Annotated in this window: 34 protein-coding genes; 1 reads left to right on the forward strand and 33 read right to left on the reverse strand. The window is 45.1% G+C overall.

The features are described 5' to 3' along the window. Position 1: 1 nt before the first annotated feature. From secY to rpsJ, 22 genes are all read right to left on the reverse strand, one after another. Complete coding sequence (gene secY / locus KFK88_RS09005; protein WP_223578742.1) at positions 2-1333, reverse strand: preprotein translocase subunit SecY; 1332 nt, start codon at positions 1331-1333, stop codon at positions 2-4. Then, entirely contained in the window at positions 1333-1770 is a 438-nt protein-coding gene (gene rplO, locus KFK88_RS09010; protein WP_223578744.1) for a 50S ribosomal protein L15, read from the reverse strand. Before rplO ends, secY begins: the two co-directional genes overlap by 1 nt. Positions 1771-1774: 4 nt before the next feature. After that, positions 1775-1957, reverse strand: a complete 183-nt coding sequence (rpmD, locus tag KFK88_RS09015; protein WP_223578746.1) for a 50S ribosomal protein L30 — start codon at positions 1955-1957, stop codon at positions 1775-1777. 4 nt (positions 1958-1961) lie between these two features. Next, entirely contained in the window at positions 1962-2465 is a 504-nt protein-coding gene (rpsE, locus tag KFK88_RS09020) for a 30S ribosomal protein S5 (RefSeq protein WP_046561866.1), read from the reverse strand. A gap of 10 nt (positions 2466-2475) precedes the next feature. Continuing rightward, entirely contained in the window at positions 2476-2829 is a 354-nt protein-coding gene (gene rplR / locus KFK88_RS09025; protein WP_223578747.1) for a 50S ribosomal protein L18, read from the reverse strand. A gap of 12 nt (positions 2830-2841) precedes the next feature. Then, positions 2842-3372, reverse strand: a complete 531-nt coding sequence (gene rplF / locus KFK88_RS09030) for a 50S ribosomal protein L6 (protein WP_223578748.1) — start codon at positions 3370-3372, stop codon at positions 2842-2844. A gap of 12 nt (positions 3373-3384) precedes the next feature. Then, positions 3385-3777, reverse strand: coding sequence for a 30S ribosomal protein S8 (gene rpsH / locus KFK88_RS09035; protein WP_223578749.1), 393 nt, complete (start codon positions 3775-3777; stop codon positions 3385-3387). Positions 3778-3795: 18 nt separating this feature from the next. Further along, the gene (gene rpsN, locus KFK88_RS09040; RefSeq protein ID WP_223578750.1) at positions 3796-4101 is read right to left on the reverse strand and encodes a 30S ribosomal protein S14; all 306 of its coding nucleotides are present in this window, start codon (positions 4099-4101) and stop codon (positions 3796-3798) included. Between the two features lie 10 nt (positions 4102-4111). After that, positions 4112-4651 carry a 50S ribosomal protein L5 gene (gene rplE / locus KFK88_RS09045; RefSeq protein WP_223578827.1) on the reverse strand — a complete coding sequence of 180 codons (540 nt, stop codon included), beginning with the start codon at positions 4649-4651 and terminating at the stop codon, positions 4112-4114. 24 nt (positions 4652-4675) lie between these two features. Further along, positions 4676-4993 (reverse strand): 50S ribosomal protein L24, encoded by a 318-nt coding sequence (rplX, locus tag KFK88_RS09050; protein WP_223578751.1) that lies wholly within the window; start codon positions 4991-4993, stop codon positions 4676-4678. 14 nt (positions 4994-5007) lie between these two features. Continuing rightward, positions 5008-5376 carry a 50S ribosomal protein L14 gene (gene rplN / locus KFK88_RS09055; RefSeq protein ID WP_046561873.1) on the reverse strand — a complete coding sequence of 123 codons (369 nt, stop codon included), beginning with the start codon at positions 5374-5376 and terminating at the stop codon, positions 5008-5010. Positions 5377-5486: 110 nt separating this feature from the next. After that, entirely contained in the window at positions 5487-5744 is a 258-nt protein-coding gene (rpsQ, locus tag KFK88_RS09060) for a 30S ribosomal protein S17 (protein ID WP_046561874.1), read from the reverse strand. Continuing rightward, a complete protein-coding gene (rpmC, locus tag KFK88_RS09065; protein ID WP_046561875.1) occupies positions 5744-5935 on the reverse strand; it encodes a 50S ribosomal protein L29 in 192 nt (63 codons plus the stop codon). The genes rpsQ and rpmC overlap by 1 nt, the downstream gene beginning before the upstream one ends. Next, complete coding sequence (gene rplP, locus KFK88_RS09070) at positions 5935-6342, reverse strand: 50S ribosomal protein L16 (protein ID WP_223578752.1); 408 nt, start codon at positions 6340-6342, stop codon at positions 5935-5937. Before rplP ends, rpmC begins: the two co-directional genes overlap by 1 nt. 11 nt (positions 6343-6353) lie before the next feature. Further along, positions 6354-7055 carry a 30S ribosomal protein S3 gene (gene rpsC, locus KFK88_RS09075; protein ID WP_223578753.1) on the reverse strand — a complete coding sequence of 234 codons (702 nt, stop codon included), beginning with the start codon at positions 7053-7055 and terminating at the stop codon, positions 6354-6356. Positions 7056-7064: 9 nt separating this feature from the next. Beyond that, on the reverse strand, positions 7065-7397 hold the full coding sequence (gene rplV / locus KFK88_RS09080) for a 50S ribosomal protein L22 (RefSeq protein WP_068993306.1): 333 nt from the start codon (positions 7395-7397) through the stop codon (positions 7065-7067). A gap of 15 nt (positions 7398-7412) precedes the next feature. Next, entirely contained in the window at positions 7413-7691 is a 279-nt protein-coding gene (gene rpsS, locus KFK88_RS09085; RefSeq protein ID WP_046561879.1) for a 30S ribosomal protein S19, read from the reverse strand. A gap of 11 nt (positions 7692-7702) precedes the next feature. Further along, positions 7703-8530 carry a 50S ribosomal protein L2 gene (gene rplB, locus KFK88_RS09090; protein ID WP_223578754.1) on the reverse strand — a complete coding sequence of 276 codons (828 nt, stop codon included), beginning with the start codon at positions 8528-8530 and terminating at the stop codon, positions 7703-7705. A 14-nt stretch (positions 8531-8544) separates the two neighbouring features. Then, the gene (gene rplW, locus KFK88_RS09095; RefSeq protein WP_223578755.1) at positions 8545-8841 is read right to left on the reverse strand and encodes a 50S ribosomal protein L23; all 297 of its coding nucleotides are present in this window, start codon (positions 8839-8841) and stop codon (positions 8545-8547) included. Next, entirely contained in the window at positions 8838-9440 is a 603-nt protein-coding gene (gene rplD / locus KFK88_RS09100; RefSeq protein ID WP_046561882.1) for a 50S ribosomal protein L4, read from the reverse strand. The genes rplW and rplD overlap by 4 nt, the downstream gene beginning before the upstream one ends. A gap of 17 nt (positions 9441-9457) precedes the next feature. After that, positions 9458-10090, reverse strand: coding sequence for a 50S ribosomal protein L3 (gene rplC, locus KFK88_RS09105; RefSeq protein ID WP_223578756.1), 633 nt, complete (start codon positions 10088-10090; stop codon positions 9458-9460). Positions 10091-10139: 49 nt separating this feature from the next. Continuing rightward, positions 10140-10451, reverse strand: a complete 312-nt coding sequence (rpsJ, locus tag KFK88_RS09110; RefSeq protein WP_223578757.1) for a 30S ribosomal protein S10 — start codon at positions 10449-10451, stop codon at positions 10140-10142. Positions 10452-10790: 339 nt separating this feature from the next. Between rpsJ and KFK88_RS09115 the strand changes: the two genes are divergently transcribed. Further along, positions 10791-11288: a peptide-methionine (S)-S-oxide reductase gene (locus tag KFK88_RS09115; RefSeq protein ID WP_223578758.1), complete on the forward strand. Its 498-nt coding sequence runs from the start codon at positions 10791-10793 to the stop codon at positions 11286-11288. Here KFK88_RS09115 and KFK88_RS09120 read toward each other — a convergent pair. The 11 genes from KFK88_RS09120 to rpsL all read right to left on the reverse strand — a co-directional run bounded on the left by KFK88_RS09120 (position 11285) and on the right by rpsL (position 25499). Next, positions 11285-11566 (reverse strand): GNAT family N-acetyltransferase, encoded by a 282-nt coding sequence (locus KFK88_RS09120; protein WP_223578759.1) that lies wholly within the window; start codon positions 11564-11566, stop codon positions 11285-11287. The genes KFK88_RS09115 and KFK88_RS09120 overlap by 4 nt on opposite strands. A gap of 23 nt (positions 11567-11589) precedes the next feature. Then, positions 11590-11871 (reverse strand): DUF427 domain-containing protein, encoded by a 282-nt coding sequence (locus KFK88_RS09125; RefSeq protein ID WP_223578760.1) that lies wholly within the window; start codon positions 11869-11871, stop codon positions 11590-11592. Positions 11872-11900: 29 nt separating this feature from the next. After that, positions 11901-12431 (reverse strand): peptide-methionine (S)-S-oxide reductase MsrA, encoded by a 531-nt coding sequence (gene msrA, locus KFK88_RS09130; RefSeq protein WP_223578762.1) that lies wholly within the window; start codon positions 12429-12431, stop codon positions 11901-11903. After that, on the reverse strand, positions 12421-12888 hold the full coding sequence (gene msrB / locus KFK88_RS09135; protein WP_223578764.1) for a peptide-methionine (R)-S-oxide reductase MsrB: 468 nt from the start codon (positions 12886-12888) through the stop codon (positions 12421-12423). The genes msrA and msrB overlap by 11 nt, the downstream gene beginning before the upstream one ends. Positions 12889-13058: 170 nt before the next feature. After that, complete coding sequence (locus KFK88_RS09140; protein ID WP_223578773.1) at positions 13059-14396, reverse strand: DUF1501 domain-containing protein; 1338 nt, start codon at positions 14394-14396, stop codon at positions 13059-13061. Between the two features lie 10 nt (positions 14397-14406). Further along, on the reverse strand, positions 14407-16083 hold the full coding sequence (locus KFK88_RS09145) for a DUF1800 domain-containing protein (RefSeq protein WP_223578775.1): 1677 nt from the start codon (positions 16081-16083) through the stop codon (positions 14407-14409). Positions 16084-16288: 205 nt separating this feature from the next. Further along, positions 16289-20203 (reverse strand): thrombospondin type 3 repeat-containing protein, encoded by a 3915-nt coding sequence (locus tag KFK88_RS09150; protein ID WP_223578777.1) that lies wholly within the window; start codon positions 20201-20203, stop codon positions 16289-16291. Positions 20204-21027: 824 nt separating this feature from the next. Further along, a complete protein-coding gene (tuf, locus tag KFK88_RS09155) occupies positions 21028-22218 on the reverse strand; it encodes an elongation factor Tu (RefSeq protein ID WP_223578778.1) in 1191 nt (396 codons plus the stop codon). A gap of 40 nt (positions 22219-22258) precedes the next feature. After that, a complete protein-coding gene (gene fusA / locus KFK88_RS09160) occupies positions 22259-24358 on the reverse strand; it encodes an elongation factor G (RefSeq protein WP_223578779.1) in 2100 nt (699 codons plus the stop codon). A gap of 15 nt (positions 24359-24373) precedes the next feature. Further along, positions 24374-24847: a 30S ribosomal protein S7 gene (rpsG, locus tag KFK88_RS09165; RefSeq protein WP_223578780.1), complete on the reverse strand. Its 474-nt coding sequence runs from the start codon at positions 24845-24847 to the stop codon at positions 24374-24376. A 277-nt stretch (positions 24848-25124) separates the two neighbouring features. Then, entirely contained in the window at positions 25125-25499 is a 375-nt protein-coding gene (rpsL, locus tag KFK88_RS09170) for a 30S ribosomal protein S12 (protein WP_223578781.1), read from the reverse strand. Between the last annotated feature and the right edge of the window lie 10 nt (positions 25500-25509).

The following is a 25509-nucleotide window of genomic DNA, read 5'->3' on the forward strand; positions in this document are numbered from 1 at the left end:
CTTAGCGACGAACACGACCGGATGGGCCATGCTTTTTAAGATTTGCCTTTTTCAATACCGAATCGTATTGCTGCGACATTAAGTGCGCTTGTACTTGAGCCATGAAGTCCATAGCAACAACTACAATAATCAATAACGACGTACCACCGAAGTAGAACGGATATTCAAATAGCAAAATCAAGAACTCTGGTAACAAACATACAGCTGTCATGTAAAGCGCGCCCCAGAACGTTAGTCTAGTTGTCACTTTATCAAGATAGCTCGCCGTCTGTTGGCCAGGACGAATACCTGGAATAAATGCTCCGGATTTCTTCAAGTTATCAGCAGTATCACGCGGGTTTTGCGTTAACGCTGTATAGAAGAAAGCGAAGAAAATAATACCTGCGGCATATAGCAACATATACACAGGGTTACCAGGTTGTAAATTCTGAGCTAAAGTACTTAACCAACTCACTTCTCCAGCATTACCGAACCAAGACAATAGTGTGCCTGGGAAAAGTACGATACTAGAGGCGAAAATAGCTGGGATAACACCCGCCATATTCAACTTCATTGGTAAGAAGCTGCTTTGAGCTGCAAAAACTTTATTACCTTGCTGGCGTTTCGCATAGTTGATAGTGATACGACGTTGAGCCGTTTCGAACCATACGATGAAGTAGATCACTGCTAGTGCAAACACCGCGAAAACTAGGATACCTAGCACATCACGCTGACCGTCATAAGCTTGTGAGAATACTTGCTTAATAGCCTGTGGGAAACCTGCAACGATACCCACCAAAATAATAATTGAGATACCGTTACCGATACCTCGTTCCGTAATCTGTTCACCTAACCACATTAGGAACATTGTACCTGTAACCAATGTAGCGATAGCGACAAAGTAGAACGAAAAGTTAGGATTCTCAACCAGTCCCGGAATCATACTTGGTAATTGTGTTGCCATACCAAATGCTTGAACAGTTGCTAAACCAACTGTTAGATAACGAGTGTATTGGTTGATTTTGCGGCGACCACTCTCGCCTTCCTTCTTAATCTCTTTCAATCGAGGATCAACGTAACTCAAGATTTGCATGATAATCGACGCCGAGATGTACGGCATGATACCTAATGCAAGAACAGAAGCACGCTCCATTGCCCCGCCAGAGAAGACATTGAATAAAGAAAAAATCGTGTCTTGACTCAAAAAGTCTGCAAGAGCTTTTGGATCAACGCCAGGAACTGGAATAAAAGAACCAAGACGGAAGACCACAATAGCAATGAGCACAAACAGCAAACGCTGCTTGAGCTCACCCAAACCACCGCTTTTAGCTAATTGCTGTGGTGATAATGCCATTATGCTTCAACCTTACCGCCAGCTGCTTCGATAGCTTTTTGCGCGCCTTTAGTGACACGAACGCCACCAGAAACGGTTACTGCGCGATCGATTTCGCCAGACAAGATAATTTTAGCGTTTTCGATGCTGTCACCGATAATGCCCGCTTTTTTCAAAGTCAGCATATCAACAACTTCACCCTCTACTTTAGAAAGCTCGTTCAAACGAACTTCAGCAGATACCAAAGCTTTACGCGAGTTAAAGCCGAATTTTGGTAAACGCTGTTTCAAAGGCATTTGACCACCTTCAAAACCGATCTTGTTGAAACCACCAGAACGTGACTTCTGACCTTTGTGACCGCGACCAGCAGTCTTACCGTCAGTTGAGCCGATACCACGGCCTACACGCTTGCGGTCTTTCTTACTACCAGGAGCTGGCATCAATGTATTTAAACGCATGATATTACTCCTCAACACTAACCATGTAGTAAACTTTGTTTACCATACCGCGAGTTGCAGGAGTGTCCTCAACTTCTACAGTATGACCAATGCGACGCAAACCTAGACCGCGCAAACAAGCTTTGTGAGCTTCTAAGCGGCTAATGCTAGAACGCGTCTGCGTTACTTTCATCATTTTCTTTGCCATCGTCTTAGTCCAAAATCTCTTCTACTGATTTACCACGCTTGGCAGCCATAGCTTCTGGCGAAGTCATTTGGGTCAAACCGTTAATCGTTGCACGAACGATGTTAATTGGGTTTGTAGAACCAACACTTTTTGCCAAGACGTTTTGGATACCTAGCACTTCAAAAACTGCACGCATCGCACCACCGGCAATAATACCAGTACCTTCTGATGCAGGTTGCATGTAAACTTTTGATGCGCCGTGACGGGCATTCAATGCATGTTGTAAAGTATGGCCATCTTTAAGCTCTACTTGAATCATGTTGCGACGAGCTTGTTCCATCGCCTTTTGAATCGCTACAGGTACTTCTTTCGATTTACCGCGACCAAAACCTACTTTACCCTTACCGTCGCCAACAACAGTTAAAGCCGTGAAACCGAAAATACGACCACCTTTAACTACTTTAGCAACGCGGTTTACGTTGACTAACTTTTCAACTAAACCTTCTTGGTTATTCATATCTTTTGCCATGCTTCACACCTTAGAACTGTAAGCCTTTTTCACGAGCGGCGTCAGCTAATGCTGCCACACGTCCGTGATATTTGAATCCACTGCGGTCAAAAGCAACTTGCTTTACACCCGCCTCGATAGCGCGCTCAGCAACCAAAGTACCTACCTGCTTAGCAGCATCTAGGTTACCTGTGTACTTAACGTCACCACGAACGGCTTTTTCCACAGTCGAAGCACTTGCGATTACATTACCGTTCTCACCGCTGATTACTTGAGCGTAAATGTGGCGAGGGGTTCTATTCACCACTAGGCGCGTTACACCTAGTTCCTGCATTTTTGCACGGGTTCTAGCCGCGCGACGCAAACGTTGAATTTTCTTTTTCATGACCCTGCCCTACTATTTCTTCTTGGCTTCTTTACGAACAATGTACTCGTCAACATAACGAACACCTTTGCCTTTGTATGGCTCTGGTGGACGATAGCTACGGATATTAGCCGCAACTTGGCCGACGACCTGCTTGCTCGGACCCTTTACGATAAGATCCGTTTGTGAAGGAGCTTCAATAGTCACACCTTCTGGAATCTCAAATTCGATTGGGTGAGAGAAACCCAGGGTTAAGTTCAATTTCTTACCTTGAACCTGCGCACGGTAACCAACACCGATAAGCTTCAACTTTTTCTCAAAGCCTTCAGTTACACCCGTTACCATATTGTTAACTAATGCGCGGTAAGTACCTGCCATAGCCCAGCTTTTAGAAGCACTAGAAGGAGCGAATGAAACCGCGCCATCTTCAACTTTGACTTCTACGTCATCATGCATTCTTTCTTCAAGCTGACCTTTAGAACCTTTTACACTGATCACGCCATCTTTGATGTTTACTTCAACACCTGAAGGGATAGATACAGTGGCTTTTGCTACACGTGACATCTCAATTCTCCCTTACGATACAGTGCAGATGATCTCGCCACCATGACCCGCTTTACGCGCGGCACGGTCGGTCATCACACCTTTAGAGGTTGAAATAACTGCGATACCTAGACCGCCGATGACTTTAGGAAGTTCATCAACTTTCTTATAGATACGCAAACCAGGACGGCTAACACGCTTTAGCTCATCAATAACTGGACGACCTTGATAATATTTCAATTCGACAGTCATTGTTGGGATAGCGCCTTCGTTAACGCTGTAGCCATTGATGAAACCTTCATCAACTAATACTTCAGCGATAGCTTTCTTAATTTTTGAAGCAGGAATCTCGACAGTTTTCTTCGCAGCAGTTTGGCCGTTGCGAATACGAGTCAACATATCTGCTATAGGATCTTGCATACTCATGAGTGATTCTCCAACAGCTTACCAGCTAGCTTTAACCAAACCAGGCACGTCACCTTTCATCGCATGCTGACGCAACTTGTTGCGACACATACCGAATTTACGAAGGTAACCGTGTGGACGACCAGTGACACGACAACGGTTACGTTGACGCACAGGATTTGCATTACGTGGTAGCTTTTGAAGCTTCACCTGAGCTTCCCAAACTTCATCTTCAGACGAGTTAGGGTTGTTGATGATTGCTTTTAGCTCTGCGCGTTTTGCAGCGTACTTTTCAACCGTTTTTGCACGCTTTAATTCACGCTCGATCATAGATTTTTTAGCCATAGCGTGCCTCTTATGATTTCAATGGGAAGTTAAACGCACTCAATAAAGCGCGGCCTTCCTCATTCGAGTTTGCCGTAGTGGTGATAGTAATATCCATACCACGAACCTTGTCGACCTTGTCATAATCAATTTCTGGGAAAATGATTTGCTCTTTGATACCTACAGAGTAGTTACCACGGCCGTCGAAAGATTTAGGGTTCAAACCACGGAAGTCACGAATACGTGGTACCGCGATAGAGATAAATCTTTCTAAGAATTCCCACATACGCTCGCCACGAAGAGTCACTTTACAGCCAATTGGGTAGCCATCACGAATTTTAAAGCCCGCAACAGATTTGCGTGCTTTAGTGATGATAGGCTTTTGGCCTGAGATAGCAGTCATATCACTAACCGCGTGCTCAAGGATCTTCTTGTCCGCAAGAGCTTCACCCAGACCCATGTTCAATGTGATCTTGGTAATGCGTGGGACTTGCATAACTGATTTGTACTCAAACTTCTCTTGAAGCTGCTGTACAACAGTATCTTTGTAAAAGTTGTGCAGTTTCGCCATCATTTATTACCTAAATGTTAACTATTAAATCGCTTCGCCAGTTTTCTTGAAGAAGCGCGTTTTCTTACCATCTTCAACTTTAAAGCCAACACGATCAGCTTTACCCGTTGAAGGGTTGTAGATTGCTACATTCGAAGCTTCTAGCGCTGCTTCTTTCTCGATAATTCCACCTTCGTTGATAGAACCGTCAGGATTTTGGCTTGGCTTAGTGTGCTTCTTAATAATGTTTACGCCACTCACAATCACGCGACCATCGGCAAGAACGCGGTCAACATTACCACGCTTACCTTTGTCTTTACCCGCGATTACGATGACTTCGTCGCCGCTTTTAATCTTTTGCATGATTCTCGTCTCTCTTAAAGTACTTCTGGTGCCAAAGACACGATCTTCATAAACTTGTCACCACGTAGTTCACGAGTAACAGGTCCAAAGATACGAGTACCAATCGGCTGTAGGTTGCTGTTCAAAATTACAGCAGCGTTACCGTCGAACTTGATTAAAGAGCCGTCTGGACGACGAACACCTTTACGAGTACGAACTACAACTGCGTTTAGAACGTCACCTTTTTTAACCTTACCGCGTGGGATCGCTTCTTTTACGCTCACCTTGATGATGTCACCAATATTGGCGTAACGACGATGCGAACCACCCAGTACCTTAATACACATTACACGACGCGCGCCTGAATTATCCGCTACGTCTAGTACTGATTGCATCTGGATCATGGTTTTCTCCGCTTAATCCCGCGCTAAAAGGCGCAGGAGTATACCATTAAATTAGTAAAAATCCTAACCCCGAGGCGAAATTAATCACTTCAGGGTTAACTATGGTTCAATTAGCGAGCGCTCTCGACTATCTCAACTAGCTTAAAAGACTTAGTTTTTGATAGAGGACGACACTCAGCAATTCTCACCACATCACCCAATTTGCACTCGTTAGCTTCGTCATGAGCGTGGATCTTAGTTGAACGCTTGATGAACTTCCCATATAGAGGGTGCTTCACGTGACGCTCAACCAAAACAGTAATGGACTTGTCCATTTTGTCGCTGACGACTTTGCCCTGTAATGTGCGTTGAATTGTTTCAGTGCTCATTATGAACCTGCCTTTTGGTTGATAATGGTTTTAACACGGGCGATATCACGACGTACTTCACGCAACTTGTGTGTTTCTGTCACTTGGCCCGTAGCCTTTTCCATACGTAACTTGAATTGATCTTGCAAAAGCTCGTTCAAAGTTACGTTGAGCTCTTCAACGCTCTTATCTTTCAATTCTGTCGCTTTCATTAGATCACCGTCCGCTTAACAAAGGTCGTTTTGAATGGAAGCTTAGCTGCTGCTAAAGCAAACGCTTCACGCGCTAAATCTTCAGAGATACCTTCAACTTCATATAACATACGACCTGGCTGAACCTGAGCTACCCAATATTCAACACTACCTTTACCTTTACCCATACGAACTTCTAAAGGCTTTTTAGTGATTGGCTTGTCAGGGAATACACGAATGTAAACTTTACCAGCACGTTTCATGTGACGAGTCATCGCACGACGAGCAGCCTCAATCTGGCGAGCTGTCATACGGCCACGACCCGTAGCTTTTAAACCGAACTCACCAAAGCTTACGCTATGAGCTTGAGAGCCACGGTTACGCAGCTTATGCTGCTTACGATATTTCGTTCTTTTTGGCAATAACATAATACTTACCCCTATTTCTTCGCTTTAGGAGCAGGTTTTCTGCGGCGAGGTTTTTTCTCTTCTTTTGGCTCTTCAATTTCTTGGCCAGGAAGAACTTCACCTTTGAAAATCCATACTTTAATGCCGATGATACCGTAAGTAGTATTCGCTTCAGATGTCGCGTAATCGATGTTCGCACGTAGTGTGTGCAAAGGTACACGACCTTCACGATACCACTCAGTACGAGCAATCTCAGCACCACCTAAACGACCACTTACTTCAATCTTGATACCTTCAGCACCAAGACGCATAGCATTTTGAACGGCACGCTTCATCGCACGACGGAACATCACACGACGCTCTAGCTGTTGTGCAACATTGTCACCAACCAGTTGAGCATCAAGCTCAGGCTTGCGAACTTGCTCAACAGAAACTTGCGCAGACACACCCGCCATAGCAGCGATCTTGCCACGCAATTTCTCAATATCTTCACCTTTCTTACCGATAACGATACCAGGGCGCGCTGTGTGAATAGTCACACGAATCGCTTTCGCTGGACGCTCGATCTCGATGCGAGATACTGAAGCATGCTTCAATTCTTTTAACAACCAGTTACGGATGTTGATATCACTTTCCAAGTTATCCGCAAAATCGCCGCGCTCAGCATACCAAGTTGCCGTATGCTTTTTTACGATACCTAAGCGGATACCGGTAGGATGAACTTTTTGACCCATTACCTTCTCCTAGTTATCCGATACTTTAACGGTGACGTGGCTATTACGCTTTAAAATGCGGTCGCCACGACCTTTCGCGCGCGGACGCATACGCTTAGCTGTCGCCGCTTCGTCAACGAAGATAGTCGAAACTTTCAATTCGTCGATGTCAGCGCCTTCATTGTGCTCAGCGTTAGCAATCGCAGACTCAAGAACCTTCTTGATAATACGAGCCGCTTTCTTTGGGCTGAATTCAAGAGTGTTCAACGCTTTTTCTACTGGTAAGCCACGAATCTGATCGGCGACAAGACGCATCTTCTGTGCCGAGATGGTGGCATTACGCAATTTAGCTGCTACTTCCATCTTTCACTCCTCGCCTTATCGCTTCTTGGCTTTCTTATCAACATCATGACCATGGTAGGTGCGAGTCAATACAAACTCACCTAACTTGTGGCCTACCATGTCTTCAGAAACGAAGACTGGTACGTGTTGACGACCATTGTGAACGGCAATCGTCAGACCAACCATTTCCGGGAAAACAGTTGAACGACGAGACCATGTTTTAATTGGTTTCTTAGAACCAGAGGCCGCAGCTTCTTCAACCTTCTTCAATAAGTGAAGGTCAATGAATGGGCCTTTCTTTAACGAACGTGCCACTGTGCTATCCTCTATCGTTTGTTACGGCGACGGACAATTAGCTTGTCTGTGCGCTTGTTGCTACGTGTTTTCTTACCTTTAGTAGGCGTACCCCATGGAGACACAGGATGACGACCACCAGAGGTACGTCCTTCACCACCACCATGTGGGTGGTCTACTGGGTTCATAGCGACACCACGAACCGTCGGGCGAACACCGCGCCAACGCTTGGCACCAGCTTTACCCAAACTACGTAGCATGTGCTCTGAATTACCTACCTGACCGATAGTTGCGCGGCCGTCAGCTAAAACTTTACGAGTTTCACCTGAACGTAAACGCAAGGTCACGTAGTTGCCTTCACGTGCAACGATCTGAGCATAAGCACCAGCACTACGAGCTATTTGCGCACCCTTGCCAGGCTTCAATTCAATGTTATGAACTGTAGTACCTACAGGGATGTTACGCATTGGTAAGGCGTTACCGACACGAATCGGAGCGCGCTCACCTGAAACGATAGAATCACCAGCATTCAAGTTACGAGGTGCAATGATGTAACGACGCTCACCGTCTGCATAGCAGATAAGTGCGATGTGTGCACTACGGTTTGGATCGTACTCAAGACGCTCTACTTTACCAGCGATCTGATCTTTGTTTCGCTTGAAGTCGATAATACGATAGTGTTGCTTGTGACCACCACCAACGTGACGAGTCGTGATGCGACCATCGTTATTACGACCACCATTTCTTGATTTCTTCTCTAATAAAGCCGCATGAGGTTTACCCTTATGCAGGTCAGAATTCACCACTTTAACGACAAAGCGGCGTCCTGGAGAAGTTGGTTTAGCTTTTACAATTGCCATTACTAATCTCCTTGTTACTCGCCGCCTGCGAAGTCAAGGTCTTGACCAGGCTTCAATGAGACGTAAGCTTTTTTCCAGTTTGGACGACGGCCTTCTTGTAGACCAAAACGCTTACGTTTACCTTTCATGTTCAAAGTGCGAACACTTTCAACTTCCACTTCGAACAAAGTTTCTACAGCTTTTTTGATTTCACGCTTGTTAGCGTCTTTAGCTACTTTGAAAACGAATTGGTTATCGTTTTCAGCCAAAATCGTCGCTTTTTCAGAAACGTGAGGCGCTAGAAGAACTTTTAAGATTCTCTCTTGGTTCATCCCAACATCTCCTCTACTTTCTTAACAGCCGCGACAGTCATGACAACCTTGTCAAAGCCGATTAGGCTGACAGGGTCGATTGCTTGAACGTCACGAACGTCAACTTTGTGTAAGTTACGAGACGCTAAGAATAGGTTTTCGTTAACTTCTTCAGTCACGATCAACGCTTCTTTTGCATCTAACTCTTTTAACTTGCCAACCAGCTCTTTTGTTTTTGGAGCTGAAACAGCAAATTCTTCTACTACAATCAAACGCTCTTGACGAACCAATTCACTAAGAATGCTTTGGATCGCACCGCGGTACATTTTGCGGTTAACTTTTTGAGTGTAGTCTTGTGGTTGCGCAGCGAAAGTTACACCACCTTTGCGCCATAATGGGCTACGGATAGTACCAGCACGGGCACGACCTGTACCTTTTTGACGCCATGGCTTTTTACCACCACCGCTTACAGCGCTACGGTTCTTCTGTGCACGTGTTCCGGCACGAGCAGCTGCCATATATGCAACTACTACTTGGTGAACTAATGACTCGTTAAATTCACGGCCAAAAGCTACTTCAGAAACCTTTATTGCGCCGCCAGATGTCAAACTAAGTTCCATAGTCAACTCCTCTTGGCCTAGGCTTTCTCAGCAGGATGTACAATCACATCACCGCCAGTAGCGCCTGGGACGGCACCTTTGATTAATAACAAATTGCGCTCAGCGTCAACACGTACAACTTCTAGAGTTTGTACCGTTACGCGCTCAGCACCCATGTGGCCTGACATTTTCTTGCCTTTAAATACACGACCTGGAGTTTGGTTTTGACCAATTGAACCAGGTGCACGGTGTGCTAATGAGTTACCGTGTGTACTGTCTTGACCGCGGAAGTTCCAACGCTTAATTGCGCCAGCATAACCCTTACCTTTAGAGGTACCAGTTACGTCAACTTTCTGACCTTCCTCGAAAACTTCAACTTTGACTTCACCGCCAACTTCGAAACCTTCCAATGAGTCCACGCGGAACTCCCACAAACCACGACCAGCTTCAACATTAGCTTTCTTATAATGTCCAGCTTCTGCTTTACTGATACGGTTTGCCTTACGGCTTCCTGTAGTGACTTGAACCGCTTCATAACCGTCAACATCAGCTGTTTTAAGCTGAGTGATGCGATTTGGGTCGGCTTCTACTACGGTAACCGGGATAGACACGCCGTCTTCAGTGAAGACACGAGTCATACCTCGTTTTATACCTACTATTCCGATAGCCATGTTTTAAACCTCAACCGAAATGGTTATAACCTTGCTACTGATGTTTGCCTTAAGTAAGGCTGATTTGAACATCAACACCAGCTGCCAAATCCAACTTCATCAACGCATCAACAGTTTTTTCTGTTGGCTCGATGATGTCCACTAAACGCTTGTGCGTACGAATTTCATACTGATCACGTGCATCTTTATTCACGTGTGGTGAAGTCAAGATGGTGAAGCGCTCTTTACGCGTCGGTAAAGGAATAGGACCTTTAACCTGTGCACCAGTACGCTTAGCGGTGTTTACGATCTCTGAAGTCGATAAGTCAATCAACTTGTGATCAAACGCTTTCAATCTGATTCGAATACGTTGCTTTGCCATTGCAAAGAACTCCACTATTAATTAAAAGAACATAAAAAACCGCTCCACCCTACTACTCGTGAGGGGTGCGGTTACCAAACTTGTTTCAGACTCAAATCGAGCCTGTTGTTAGCAAAATCAATAACTTACTTTGCAATAAAGTCTGAGATTGCTTCGCAAGAACAACCCTAATTGTGGCCGTTACGCCTACAAAGGGACGCGAATTATAGGGGATCGGAAAAGGGATTGCAAGGCAGAAACCTAAATAATTTCAAGCGTTACGGGCCATTCTGTAACATTACTTTGGTTCCGCACTCTTACCTTATAGTATAGATTATTTAGGGTTTTTCAAAAAAGATAATGACCGTAAAGAAGGAACACATTGGGTTTGGCGGCGGTTGTCACTGGTGCACAGAAGCTGTTTTCGCTAATCTGAAGGGGGTTAGTGACGTCAAGCAAGGTTGGATTGCCTCAGATGGCGATGCGAGTAGCTTTTCCGAAGCGGTATTACTCCGCTTTGACCCTGACGCCATCCCAATGAAAGATCTAATTCATATTCACTTACTAACTCATAGCAGCACATCAATGCATGCCTTTAGGGAAAAGTATCGCAGTGCTGTCTATACGTTTAACCCTGCTCAAGCATCGGAAGCCAAGTCGCTTATCGCTCAATTGGCCAACGCTGATGACAAGCGCTACATCACTCAGGTACTACCTTTCCGTGACTTTAAACTCAATGACGAAAAATATCAGCAGTATTACTTAAAACATGCAGATAAGCCTTTCTGTAAGACCTATATTGACCCCAAGTTGGCCAAACTGAAGTCACGCTACTCTCGACATTTAAAAGGTGCTTAACTGGCTCTAAGGTGCGCCCAGTCTTTATGTGTATCCATGTAATGCTTGATATAAGAGCATTCTGGTACCACTTTAAAGCCTTCTTGTTCAATCGCATGCAATACAGCTTCCATCATAACGCTGCCATAGCCTTTGCCACGCAGCGCTTCTGGAACCTCAGAATAGTTCAAGTGCAACGTCATGCCCTGCTGAGTATAGGTGACTTTTGCTTCATGCCCCTGATCCAACACGACCGTGAACAGGTTTTCCATAGGATGATGAATTGCTTGATAGGTCACTAACGCCTCCTCAGTTAATAGCCTTAACCTTCAATCTCTACCCCGCGCCAAAAAGCAATGTAGCCTTTTATTGGCTCCGCCTTTTGTAGCGGCTGTGGGTAATACCAGGCAGCATCATGGTTGGTCTGCCCTGCTACCGTTATATCATAATAGTGGGCCTCTCCTTTCCACGAACACACAGTTTTGTGCTCTGATGGCGAAAAATACTCGGTAATAATGGAATCTGGCGGGAAGTAATGATTATTCTCAACAATGATCGTATCTTTCGATTCCGCAATTATCACGTTATTCCATACAGCTTTCATAGTGACTCCTTGTGTTGATGACGTTGCATCTAGGTGCTTTTTAATTTATCCGCGTGTTTTTGACGCAATTTGTTCAATTTTGGGTTAATCACCGCCATACAATAAGGTTGCAGACTGTTATTGGCATAATAATCTTGGTGATAGTCCTCCGCCCGGTGGAAGGTCTCTTCAGCCACTAACTCTGTTGCCAAAGGAGCATCAAAAAGAGGCGCCATCTCGTTCATGACTTCCTCTGCGACCTGCCGTTGCTCATCGGTATGGTACATGATCATTGAGCGGTACTGAGTGCCAATATCGGCGCCCTGCCCATCGACTTGGGTTGGATCGTGTGATGTCAGAAAAACTTCAACCAAATCACGAAAACTCACCTCGTCAGGATTGAATGTCACCTGAACCACTTCGGCATGACCAGACTCCCCAGAGCATACTTCTCGGTAGGTTGGGTTATCGGTATCGCCTGCGGTATAGCCTGATACTACGGACTCAACACCTTTTAATTGTTGCATCACAGCTTCAACACACCAGAAACAGCCACCACCAAACGTAGCTTTATGAGTCATTAGCACCCTCCTCTTTTTCCGACGCTTTTATCAAAGACACTGAGTTAATACAAAAACGCAAGCCGCTCGGTTCAGGGCCGTCAGGAAAAACGTGGCCCAAATGCCCTTCACAAACATTACAACTGACCTCAATTCGTGTCATGCCATAAGTATTATCCATATCATAGCGTATCACACCAACTGCCAAAGGCTCGGTAAAGCTCGGCCAGCCTGAGCCCGATTCAAATTTATGATTAGCATCAAACAGCTTCTCGCCACAACCAGCGCAGGCATAGATTCCAGCTTCAAACACGTTGCAATGTTCGCCAGCAAACGCTCGCTCCGTGCCTTTTAAGCGCATCACGCGGTACTGCTCGGCAGACAGCTGTTGCTGCCACTCCGCTTCAGACTTAGATACCTTTCGAGGACCTTGAGGGTTACCATTGTTTGCGTATGAAATTACATCATGCCAGTTCATCGTGTCGGCACCTCCCATTGATTAAAACATCAAAAAATGTAATTGGGCATTAATTGATAGGATCAGAACAATCACATTGATTAGATTCACATAGATGCAAAATGTTACAGCTAGAAAAAAGCCCCTAATAAAGGGGCTAAAAAGACTAACACAGGTTTCAGAGAGTCAAACTAAAGCATAAAGTCCACAGCGTTGGCGTTGAATGCGGACAGATTTGGCATCACGCTATTCAGCTCGCTATCGGTTAAACCAAACCAACGCAGCGGGCTTGCCATGTATTGTTCTACCGAGGTGGTTGGAATGATGCGACCATCGTTATTGGCATCATCAGGACCGTCAATTTCAAGGCTTGGCACTTGACCATAAATATCACCACCACGAACGGCACCACCCATGACTAATTGGTGATTTCCCCAGGCATGATCGGTACCATCGCCATTACTGGTTAAGGTTCGACCGAACTCTGAACTGGTGAAACTAGTGACATTGTTTTGCACACCGAGCTCCGTGGTGACATCGTAGAAATAACTCATACTCTGGCTAAGTTCAGTAAACAGTTCCTGCTGACGAGTAATGTGCCCATCGTGGGTATCAAAGCCACCCATGCCGACATAAAATACCTGACGCTCCATACCGAGTTCAGCTCGAATCGCAATCAGCTTCGCGACCATTTCAAGCTGTGTCGCCAAACGACTATCCGGCTTAGCGGTGGTAAAGTCAGGAACATTATCAATCTGTGCGCCGACTCGCTCGACGAGCTCCATGGTTCTGGACTGCAATCCTTTAAACTCGTCGATAAAAGGGTCGTTATAATTGTTATTCAGTAATTCTCTAAAGGCCGCTCGGCGGTCTTGAGTCCAGTTCTTATCCGATGCAATGTAGCCATATTGATCAAAACCATTACGTCCAATCGATAAATCCAAATTGAGCTGGCTACTAAGCCAGTTGGTTCGACCATCGATAGCAATACCTGTCAAAAGTGGGTCTTGGTTATTCGGCACTGCCAAGTCCATCACACGCCCACCCAGCCCAGACTTTTGAACTTGTGGGTCTACGTAACGCCATTGATCCTGCTGGTCATTATGTGAAAACAACTGATCCGGCAAGGACTTACTCCGCTCAAGAAATTGCTGCCGAGATAACGGCTCTATTAAATTCCCGACGTTGGACATAACTGCCACACGTCCACTATCAAACAGACCTTTTAACTCAGAAAGTTGTGGGTGGAAGCCAAAGCTACTGCCACCATGAGAAATCGGTGACACAGGCAACAAGTCCGCTTTGGGGATTGCCATATTTTGACGCGAAGCAGCATACTCGTCATAGTCGAAGTTGCTGGTCGGCACCACCATATTGAAACCATCGTTACCCCCTAATAGGAAAATACAGACCAGAGCCTTGTAATCCCCCGTCGGAATATTAAGCGCATGAGCGCTTTGACTAATGTTCATCAACCCTGAGGTCGCAATAGCCGCAGAGCCTAACTTGATAAAATCTCTTCTTTTCATTCTTAGGCTCCTATCGTTGCACGGCAAATTCTGGTGATGTGATGACTAATGACACGGCTTCTATCGCTTTACGTTCATAATCATCGTCGCTGATGGTGGCTAAATAGTCAGTCAGCACGGTCTTCATGCGATCACTCATACTGCCAGCGAGCAATAGAATGTTAAGATGCTCGATCAGCTCTTCATGGCTTGAGCTCGCCAAGTCACGCTCCCTGTTATAATTCACGATGATATCTTTAGCGTCCGGAGAAGTACGCTCAAAATTATTCATGCTCAACGAACGCCAATGCAGATGGTTCGTCATCTTAGCCATAGTGCCTTCGGTATGAATTTCAAATTCTGGCGCGGTGATATCTGCATCTTTTAAGGTGCCCGCCGGCTGATAGTTAGGGGAAAAGAAATTAAACACACTCGGTGATTTTAACGGGCCTTGCCCAAAGTCACTATCGACCCATCGAAATTCGAATGTTCCCGAGCCGGTGTTCGCGTTAAAGGCACGCCAAAAGGCCGATAACTTTAAGATAGGCTCTTTCAGCTTACCAAAAGGCTTATCGTGTGATGCAACTCCTGTCACCGCCTCATCATCCAACAAAATAGCTTTAACCACCGCTGCCATATCACCACGCACACCGTCCCCATTATCATTAAACACTGTCGCCACTCGCTCTACGTAGTCTGGCGATGGGTTACTAGTGACCAACTTCTGAATCAATTGTTTAGAAACGAAGGGGCCCACATTGGGATGGTTAAAAATATGATCCAGCGCTTGCTGTAAATCTTGTTCCGGAGTCTGTCCCGCTGGAATAACACCACCATTGATAATTCGCTTTTCACCTTCGGCGTGGAATTCCGGGAATGCCTTCATCGGACTTTCTAAGTCACGACTTTCGCTCCACCACCAAAAAGTCTCGGCATTTTGCCATGTCCAGCCGGTAAAGACGTGTGCAAGACCTTCAATATCTTCTTGATCGTAAGTAGGGATGGTATTGCCTTGAGAGTCGAGCTTTGGGCTACCATCAAGATTGAGCTCGACTAAGCCCACTGTGAATAGCTGCATTAACTCACGTGCATAGTTCTCGTCTGGACGAATATTCCGCTCTAGATCTGGCTTGCGATTCCGCAACATACTCAAGTATTCGCCCATCACAGGGCTAAGCGTGACATCCTGCATCAAATCTCGATAGTTACCAAAGCTATGCTCAAGCAAAATATCATAATAGTTGGACAAGGAACGATTCCCCTCAACGCCACCAGAACTTACGCCATATTGGCTAATCACCCAAATTTCGCTCAAAGCAAATGCTACTCGCTGCCGCAACTGATCTTCCGCTTTCAGGGAACGGTGCCACCACGCATCAACATACAAGCTCCAGGTATCATCAGGGTTGTAATTGAAACGGTTGTAATAAGCTGTATGTCTTGAAGTCGATAGCGACATTTGCCAATCAATCCAGTCCTCATAGCCTAAATCAACCACTCGCTGAATCGAACTAGGCGTTGCACCGAACGTTGTTTGTTGTAAAAAACGGGATGCCTTACCTGAGCTCGGTGGCTCTACATGAGCCGGAGGGTCTTCACCAGCCCCAGGATCTGGTGTATTAGACTCTTCGCTGTCGCCCCCGCCTCCACACGCCGTTAAGAAAAAGAGCAGTCCAAGAAAAATGCTCCCTTGTATTTTTGATATCATTATTCATACATATTATGAGTGACACAGATTGTCATACTAAACTCATCGACATGTAAAATCTTTCGACACTATCACACTCGTTCGTCAACTGTTTCTCAAAATAGTAGGGTCTGACTAACAGACTCACCGTTAGCCTTTGGCCAAAAAAAAGCCCTCAATATAGAGGGCTTTAGAATAACTAAGCGGGAAAACCTTCACTTATTTGTTAAAAGTACCCACCGACCTGAAGACTGATAAAGTACGCATCCCGATCAAATCGTTCAAGCTCGGTTTTCATGAAGAAAGTATCACTTAAGTCCCACTTTACCCCTAAACCAAGCGCCAGTTGAGTCACCGTCTTATCGTCATATGCTGGTGTAATATCTGAACCATCAAAGCTAACTTGATTAGTGACCTCATTTTTTATTGACGAGACACCAAATTTTCCATAAAAGTTTACACCATCTTTAAAAGTCCAAGGTGCATAATCAACCATAAATGCGTAGACTTTATATTCTACGCCTGACCTTTCCGTTACTGCAGGATTGCTATTGCCTAGTCCAGCCTCACCCAAATCATTGTAACTAAGATTCAAGGCAAAGCTCTCGTTAATTTGAGTCCCAGCAGTAACCTTAAAGCCTGAGTCAGTATCATCGGATGTGCTCCACCCCATGCTACCTCCTTCAGGATCTACTTGGCTAAAACCATAACCTACCCCCCCATACCAACTGTAGGCTTCGCCTTCATTCGCACTAGCATTCGGCGTAATAAGCACACACCCTACTAATGCCATAAGGCAAACACTGACACTTTTGAAAGTATCTTTTTTAGCTTTTCGATAAAGCATGAATACTCCTAACATCAATATCAAGAATAAAGAGTTACTACCACCGCCAGACACAGCTGTATCTAGGCCATCCCTGTCACACAGGTCGCCGATCCCATCGTCATCAGAATCTCTTTGATTCGGATTACTAATAGCAGGACAGTTATCGGTATTATCGTCAACACCGTCACCGTCACTATCGGTTTGGTCATTAGAGTCATCACAAGCATCCCCAATGCCATCCCCATCAGCGTCTTCTTGGTTAGGGTTTGATACCGCAGGACAATTATCAATCTCATCGTCGATGGTGTCATTATCGTCATCGACGTCACAAACATCGCCAACACCATCATTATCAACATCCTGCTGCCCAGGGTTCTGTACTAACGGACAGTTATCAGCGTCATCTTCGATACCATCCCCATCAGAGTCCGCATCACAGGCATCACCAACTCCATCACCATCTGTATCGGTTTGATCTGAATTGCTGACAACAGGACAGTTATCAACGCTATCATCAGCACCATCCCCATCGTCATCGTCGTCACAAGCGTCACCGACACCATCTCCATCTGTGTCTTCTTGACCTGGGTTGCTGACAGCAGGACAGTTATCAACGCCGTCATCAATGCCATCACCATCACTATCCGTGTTGGTATCACAAACATCACCAACACCATCTCCATCAGCGTCTTCTTGATTAGGATTGCTCGCTAGAGGACAGTTATCAACGCCATCATTGACACCATCTTCATCATCATCGTTATCGCAAGCATCACCAATTCCATCTCCGTCAGTATCCACCTGCTCTGCATTAGCAACCAAAGGACAATTATCTGGTCCATCGTTTACACCATCATTATCATCGTCGCTATCACAGGCGTCCCCAACACCGTCTCCATCAGTATCTTGCTGTCCAGGATTTGGCGTAGCTGGACAGTTATCCACACCATCATCGGTACCGTCACCGTCGCTATCATTATTGGCATCGCAGGCATCCCCTAAACCATCGCCATCAGAGTCTTCCTGGCCAGGATTATTGACGATCGTACAATTGTCAGCACCATCATCAATACCGTCATCATCATCATCATTGTCACAGGCATTACCCTGACCATCACCATCGGTGTCTGTCTGATCAGTATTACTAACTAATGGACAATTATCCACGCCATCATTGACTGTGTCTCCATCATCATCAGGGTCGCAAGCATCACCAATGCCATCACCATCCAAGTCTTCCTGATTGGGGTTAGCTACCACAGGACAGTTATCAACACCATCATCAATGCCGTCTCCGTCCGAGTCATTGTTAGAGTCGCAAGCATCGCCAACACCATCACCATCAGTATCTTCTTGCAGAGGATTACTATTAGAAGGGCAATTATCGCTGCCGTTATTAATGCCATCGCCATCGATATCGTCATCACACAAGTCACCGATACCATCACCATCTAAATCTTCTTGCCCTGGGTTACTATTAACAGGGCAATTATCGACACCATCATTAACGCCATCACCATCATCATCAGGGTCGCAAGCATCACCGATGCCATCACCATCCAGATCTTCTTGGTTTGGATTACTGGTTACAGGACAGTTATCTGCACCATCATTAATACCATCATCATCATCATCAATATCACATGCATCCCCGATTCCATCACTGTCGCGGTCTTCTTGCCCGCGATTAGGTACTGCAGGGCAGTTATCAACGTCGTTATCTACTCCATCGTTATCATTATCGCTATCACAGACATCTCCGATACCGTCTAAATCACTATCTTCTTGCGATGGGTTATTCGTTAACGGACAATTATCGACATCATCTTCAATACCATCATTATCGTCATCACTGTCACATGCATCGCCCTGACCATCACCATCAGTGTCTACCTGTTCAACGTTCGGGGTCAGAGGGCAATTATCAACATCATCATTGATGCTGTCGCCATCATCATCGTTATCACAAGCATCACCAACTCCATCACCATCTAGGTCTTCCTGCTCAGGATTGGCTATAGCAGGACAGTTATCCAACCCATCATCAATTCCGTCACCATCACTATCCGTGCTGTCGTCACAAGCGTCTCCGACGCCATCACCATCTGTATCTTCTTGGCCAGGGTTACTGGTCATTGGGCAATTATCGACTCCGTCTTCGACACCGTCACCATCATCATCAGCATCACAGGCGTCACCTTGACCGTCTCCATCGGTGTCTGTTTGTTCTTCATTGCTGACCAGAGGGCAATTATCCAAGTCATCATTAACACCGTCACTGTCATCATCAGGATCACAGGCATCACCCAAACCATCTCCGTCAGTATCTATTTGTAGAGGGTTATTTGCTACAGGGCAATTATCGACGCCATCATCAATACCATCATCATCATTATCCGAATCACAAGCATCGCCAATACCATCGCCATCGACATCTTCTTGCCCTGGGTTTGGAATCGTTGGACAATTATCGACACTATCATCAATCCCATCACCATCATTATCGTTGAGAGTTAAACCGACACAGGCAGAATAAACATCAACTTGATTAAGCACACTTGCTAACCCTCCAACGTTTACTCTTACTTGGTTAAAGTCTAACGTCGCATCAAATGCGACAAATGCTTGATCAGCCTCATCTAACAAGTTTAGTGTTAACAAATTTGATCCAGTAAAACTTTCTTGGCGAACACCATCTAATAAAGTGGTCACTGTGATCGTTTCTAATAATGTCAAATCCAACAGTGTACCCGGAGTTTCAAGAATAAAACCTGCTGTATTATTCCCTGTATAGATTTGCGAAGTATCTTCTACTTGGATGAAAGCGCTCCCCGTTAAGCCAATCGGGATTGAAACTCTAGCAGCGTTGGTCAAATCGACATCAATAACATTACCTTCATTGGCAACATCACACAGCAAGCAAGTCAACCCAGTATCACCACTTGAAACAACCGCGTTTGGAGTGATAACCGGCTGGTAACGCTCACCGGTCCCACAAGTCGCGACATCCGGATCGCAAGCATCTCCAATTCCATCTCCATCGCTATCTTCCTGTCCTGGGTTTGCTATCAGCGTGCAGTTATCATTCGTATCCAATATGCCATCGTCATCATCATCACTGTCGCAAGCATCTCCGCTCCCATCACCATCGGTATCTTCCTGATTGGGGTTATAGACTGCGGGGCAATTATCGGCGCTATCATCGTCTAAACCATCTCCATCATTGTCAGCTCCCAATACCGGCAACGACAACATTGTTAAGCAAAATAATGCCAATAATTGTTTATTAATATTGTTAAGCAAACCTTTCATTCTTCCTCCTACACGCGCGTTGTAATAGCGCAAAATTGAAATCTTTCTTTTGTAAGGTTAGTTTTTTGGGGGTCAGGAAGGATGAAGTTGCCTTAGGCTAGAACGGTAGAATTTCGGATATAAAGGGGCTAAAGGTATCATTTCATCGAACAGTAAAAGATACCTCGGTATGCACATATTAAATAATGATGCTTTCACACTCATTACCAAACTCCTTGTAACTTTCCAGTTAAAACGCATAACCAGTTCTTGGCGTACGAAATACAGAAGAAGGCTTGAAGAGCACCCTGTCGCGCACATCATTCCTAACATGCTCAAGCCAACAAATGTTTCTACCGCAACTAAAAAGCTAGCACGACTTTTTTTACGAGGCAACAGTTTGATTAATATAAGTAATGCATATTTGCATTAAAACGATATAAGCCACTGATTTAATATAACTGAATTGGCAACAATAAAATTTAGGCATTACTATATCTAATACTTCTAACATCTGATTCAAGTAACTCTAACTTATTGATTTATTAAGCGAGCGCTATAATAAGCATTTGAAATACAATATAAAAACTGTTTGCAGAGCACAAATATAGCAAACTGATTTGAGACTGTTTCGAATCCCTCCCGAAACATTTTGTTACAAAATGTGGAGAACACCTTTTAGAAAGATTTGAACCCGTAAGATGCCCGTAGGGTGTGGCAAGAACTTATTCCAAAGTCTAGGTAAGCCAAAGAGCTATTCTTATACTCTATATTTTTTTATAAAAACCACTTTCATAAAAAAGGGCACCGAAGTGCCCTTTAAAACTTGCTGTGACTCTAAAATCTTATTCGTGGATTTTAGATACAACACCCGCACCTACAGTACGGCCACCTTCACGAATCGCGAAGCGTAAACCTTCGTCCATCGCAATCGGTGCAATCAGCTCAACATCCATCTTGATGTTGTCGCCTGGCATAACCATCTCTACGCCTTCCGGTAACTCTACAGCACCCGTTACGTCAGTTGTACGGAAGTAGAACTGTGGACGGTAGCCTTTGAAGAATGGTGTGTGACGACCACCTTCATCTTTCGACAATACGTAAACTTCTGCTTCGAAACGTGTGTGAGGTGTGATAGTACCAGTGTGTGCCAATACTTGACCACGCTCTACTTCGTCGCGCTTCGTACCACGTAGAAGAACACCTACGTTATCGCCTGCTTCACCTTGGTCAAGCAACTTACGGAACATCTCTACGCCAGTAACGGTTGTCTTCGTCGTATCTTTGATACCAACGATTTCAATCTCTTCACCAACTTTTACAACACCGCTTTCAACACGGCCTGTAACTACCGTACCACGACCTGAAATCGAGAATACGTCCTCAATCGGTAACAAGAATGGCTTGTCTACTGCACGCTCTGGCTCTGGAATGTAAGTATCTAGAGCTTCACCTAAAGCGACAATCGCTTCTTTACCTAGTGGACCTTGGTCACCTTCCAAAGCTTTCAACGCTGAACCTCGGATGATTGGCGTGTCGTCACCTGGGAATTCGTATTGGTCTAGAAGTTCACGCACTTCCATCTCTACCAACTCTAGTAACTCTTCGTCGTCTACCATGTCGCACTTGTTCAAGAAAACAACAATCTTCGGTACACCTACCTGACGTGATAACAAGATGTGCTCACGTGTTTGTGGCATCGGGCCGTCTGCTGCTGAACACACCAAAATAGCGCCGTCCATCTGTGCAGCACCGGTGATCATGTTTTTAACATAGTCAGCGTGGCCTGGGCAGTCTACGTGTGCGTAGTGACGTGCTGGTGTTTCGTACTCAACGTGTGACGTCGCGATAGTAATACCACGCTCACGCTCTTCTGGAGCGTTATCGATGTCTGCAAATGCTTGTGCTGCACCACCGTACACGTCTGCTAGTACTGTACAAATCGCCGCCGTCAAAGTAGTTTTACCATGGTCTACGTGACCAATCGTTCCTACGTTTACGTGCGGCTTATTACGTTCAAATTTCTCTTTAGCCATTTTTCAATTCCTCTAATTCTCTGGAACTATAAATTTAAAATTAAGAATTCTTACTAATCACTTCTTCAGCGATGTTCGTTGGAGCTTCAGCATAATGAGCGAACTCCATCGTAAAGCTTGCGCGGCCTTGTGACAAACTACGTACGTCTGTCGCATAACCAAACATCTCTGATAGTGGTACTTCAGCGTCAATCACCTTACCCGTTGAGTTTTCACCCATACCTTTAACAAGTCCACGACGACGGTTAAGGTCACCCATAACGTCACCCATGTACTCTTCAGGAGTTACTACTTCAACTTTCATCATTGGCTCAAGCAATGCTGGGTTCGCTGTAGAAGCCGCATTTTTAACCGCCATACTACCTGCGATCTTAAACGCCATCTCATTCGAGTCAACATCGTGGTAAGAACCATCATAAAGCGTCGCTTTAACGTCTAGCACTGGGTAACCAGCGATAATACCGTTTTCAAGCTGCTCTTCGATACCCTTTTGTACTGCACCGATATATTCTTTCGGTACAACACCACCAACGATTTCGTTAACAAACTCGAAACCTGAACCAGGCTCTTGTGGCTCAAGCTTAACCCAAACGTGACCGTACTGACCGCGACCACCAGATTGACGTACGAATTTACCTTCGACTTCAACTGTGTTGCGGATAGACTCACGGTAAGCTACCTGAGGCGCACCGATGTTTGCTTCAACTTTAAACTCACGCTTCATACGGTCAACAAGAATATCCAAGTGAAGCTCACCCATACCAGAAATAATGGTCTGGCCTGACTCTTCGTCAGTGCGAACTTGGAACGATGGATCTTCTTGCGCCAACTTACCTAAAGCAATACCCATTTTCTCTTGGTCAGCTTTAGTTTTTGGCTCAACCGCAACCGAGATTACTGGCTCAGGGAATTCCATACGCTCTAGAATAATTTTGCTATCTAGGGCACAAAGAGTATCACCTGTTGTTACGTCTTTAAGACCAACACCAGCGGCGATATCGCCTGCGCGAACTTCTTTAATTTCTTCACGACTGTTTGAGTGCATCTGTACGATACGACCGATACGCTCTTTCTTGTCTTTAACAGAGTTGTAAACGTGGTCACCAGAGTTAATAACACCTGAGTAAACACGGAAGAAAGTTAATGTACCCACGAATGGGTCAGTCGCGATTTTGAACGCCAATGCTGCAAATGGAGCATTATCGTCTGCTTCACGAGTTTCGATTTCTTCACCATCAAGATCAACAGTACCTTGAATCGCTTTAACTTCTGTTGGAGAAGGCATGTACTCAATCGTTGCATCAAGAACGGCTTGAACACCTTTGTTCTTGAATGCAGAACCACCAAATACAGGGATGATTTCGTTAGCTAGTGTACGCTGACGAATACCTTTTTTGATGTCTTCTTCAGAAAGCTCACCTTCTTCAAGGTATTTTTCCATCATCTCTTCAGACGATTCAGCCGCAGCTTCAACCATGTACTCACGCATTTCTGCACACTTATCAGCTAAGTCCGCAGGGATGTCTTCGTAAGTAAACGTTAAGCCGTTGTCTTCTTCGTTCCAGATGATCGCTTTGTTCTTAACTAAGTCAACAACACCTTTGAACTCGTCTTCTGCACCAATAGTCATTTGCATTGGAACAGCAGTCGCATTCAAACGATCACGTAGCTGAGAAACAACCATTTCGAAATCAGCACCAGCACGGTCCATTTTGTTAACGAAAACCATACGTGGAACTTCATACTTGTCTGCTTGACGCCATACTGTTTCAGTTTGTGGTTGTACACCAGACGAACCACACAGAACCACTACCGCACCGTCAAGTACACGTAGTGAACGCTCTACTTCAATCGTAAAGTCAACGTGTCCAGGGGTGTCGATGATGTTGATACGGTGCTCTTCGAACTGAGCGTCCATACCACGCCAGAATGTTGTAGTCGCAGCCGAAGTAATAGTAATACCACGCTCCTGCTCCTGCTCCATCCAATCCATCGTCGCGGCGCCATCGTGAACTTCACCGATCTTATGAGAAAGACCAGTGTAGAAAAGAATACGCTCAGTTGTTGTCGTTTTACCGGCATCAACGTGCGCACAGATACCAATATTACGGTATCGTTTGATCGGGGTTTTACGTGCCACAATAAACTCCTTGGATTACCAACGGAAATGCGAGAAAGCTTTGTTCGCTTCAGCCATACGATGAACGTCTTCACGTTTCTTAACAGCTGAACCACGGCTTTCGATTGCATCTAGAACTTCACCAGCTAAACGCTCACGCATAGATTTCTCACTACGCTTACGAGCAGCGTCAGTTAACCAACGCATAGCTAGCGCAGTCTGACGAGCAGGACGAACTTCAACTGGTACTTGGTAGGTTGAACCACCAACACGGCGTGACTTAACTTCCACCATTGGGCGGATGTTTTCCAAACCTTTTTCAAACATTTCTAGTGGTTCTTCGCCTGATTTCTTCTCAGAAATGATATCTAGCGCACCGTAAACGATTTTTTCTGCAACTGACTTTTTACCGTCAAGCATCAAAACGTTGATGAACTTCGCTAATAACTCACTTCCGAATTTCGGATCAGGAAGGATCTCGCGTTTTGCGACAACACGTCTTCTTGGCATGTCAAATTTTCCTCATGCATGTGTAACTTCAGGACAATCCAGAATAAGCTGTTACGGCACTTATCTGGCCTTACTCACATAGTGAAATAGCCGATCGGACGATCAGCTACTAGACTATTCTCTAATTGTAGAGCCTTAATATTTAAATTGTATTAAGGCCTCGCCCTGACTAGATTAAAATTTCTAGTGCAAGGCAATTGAGTTTTTGTGCTGTGAAAATGGCGAGTAGCCAATGAATTGCAGTAACAAAAACTCAATTAACGCCGCAATAGGGATTTTATCCCTTAGGACGTTTAGCGCCGTATTTTGAACGACCTTGCTTACGATCTTTAACGCCAGCTAAGTCCAAAGTACCGCGTACACAGTGATAACGTACACCCGGCAAATCTTTTACACGACCGCCGCGAATTAGTACAACGCTGTGCTCTTGAAGGTTGTGACCTTCACCACCGATGTATGAAGATACTTCATAACCGTTAGTTAGACGAACACGAGCAACTTTACGTAATGCTGAGTTCGGCTTCTTTGGCGTAGTTGTATAAACACGCGTACAAACACCACGCTTTTGCGGGCAAGATTCCAATGCTGGAACGTTTGTCTTTTTAACCTGCTTAACGCGAGGTTTTCTTACAAGCTGATTAATAGTAGCCATTAATTCATTC

This window comes from Kangiella taiwanensis (assembly GCF_020005165.1).
GTDB lineage: Bacteria > Pseudomonadota > Gammaproteobacteria > Enterobacterales > Kangiellaceae > Kangiella > Kangiella taiwanensis.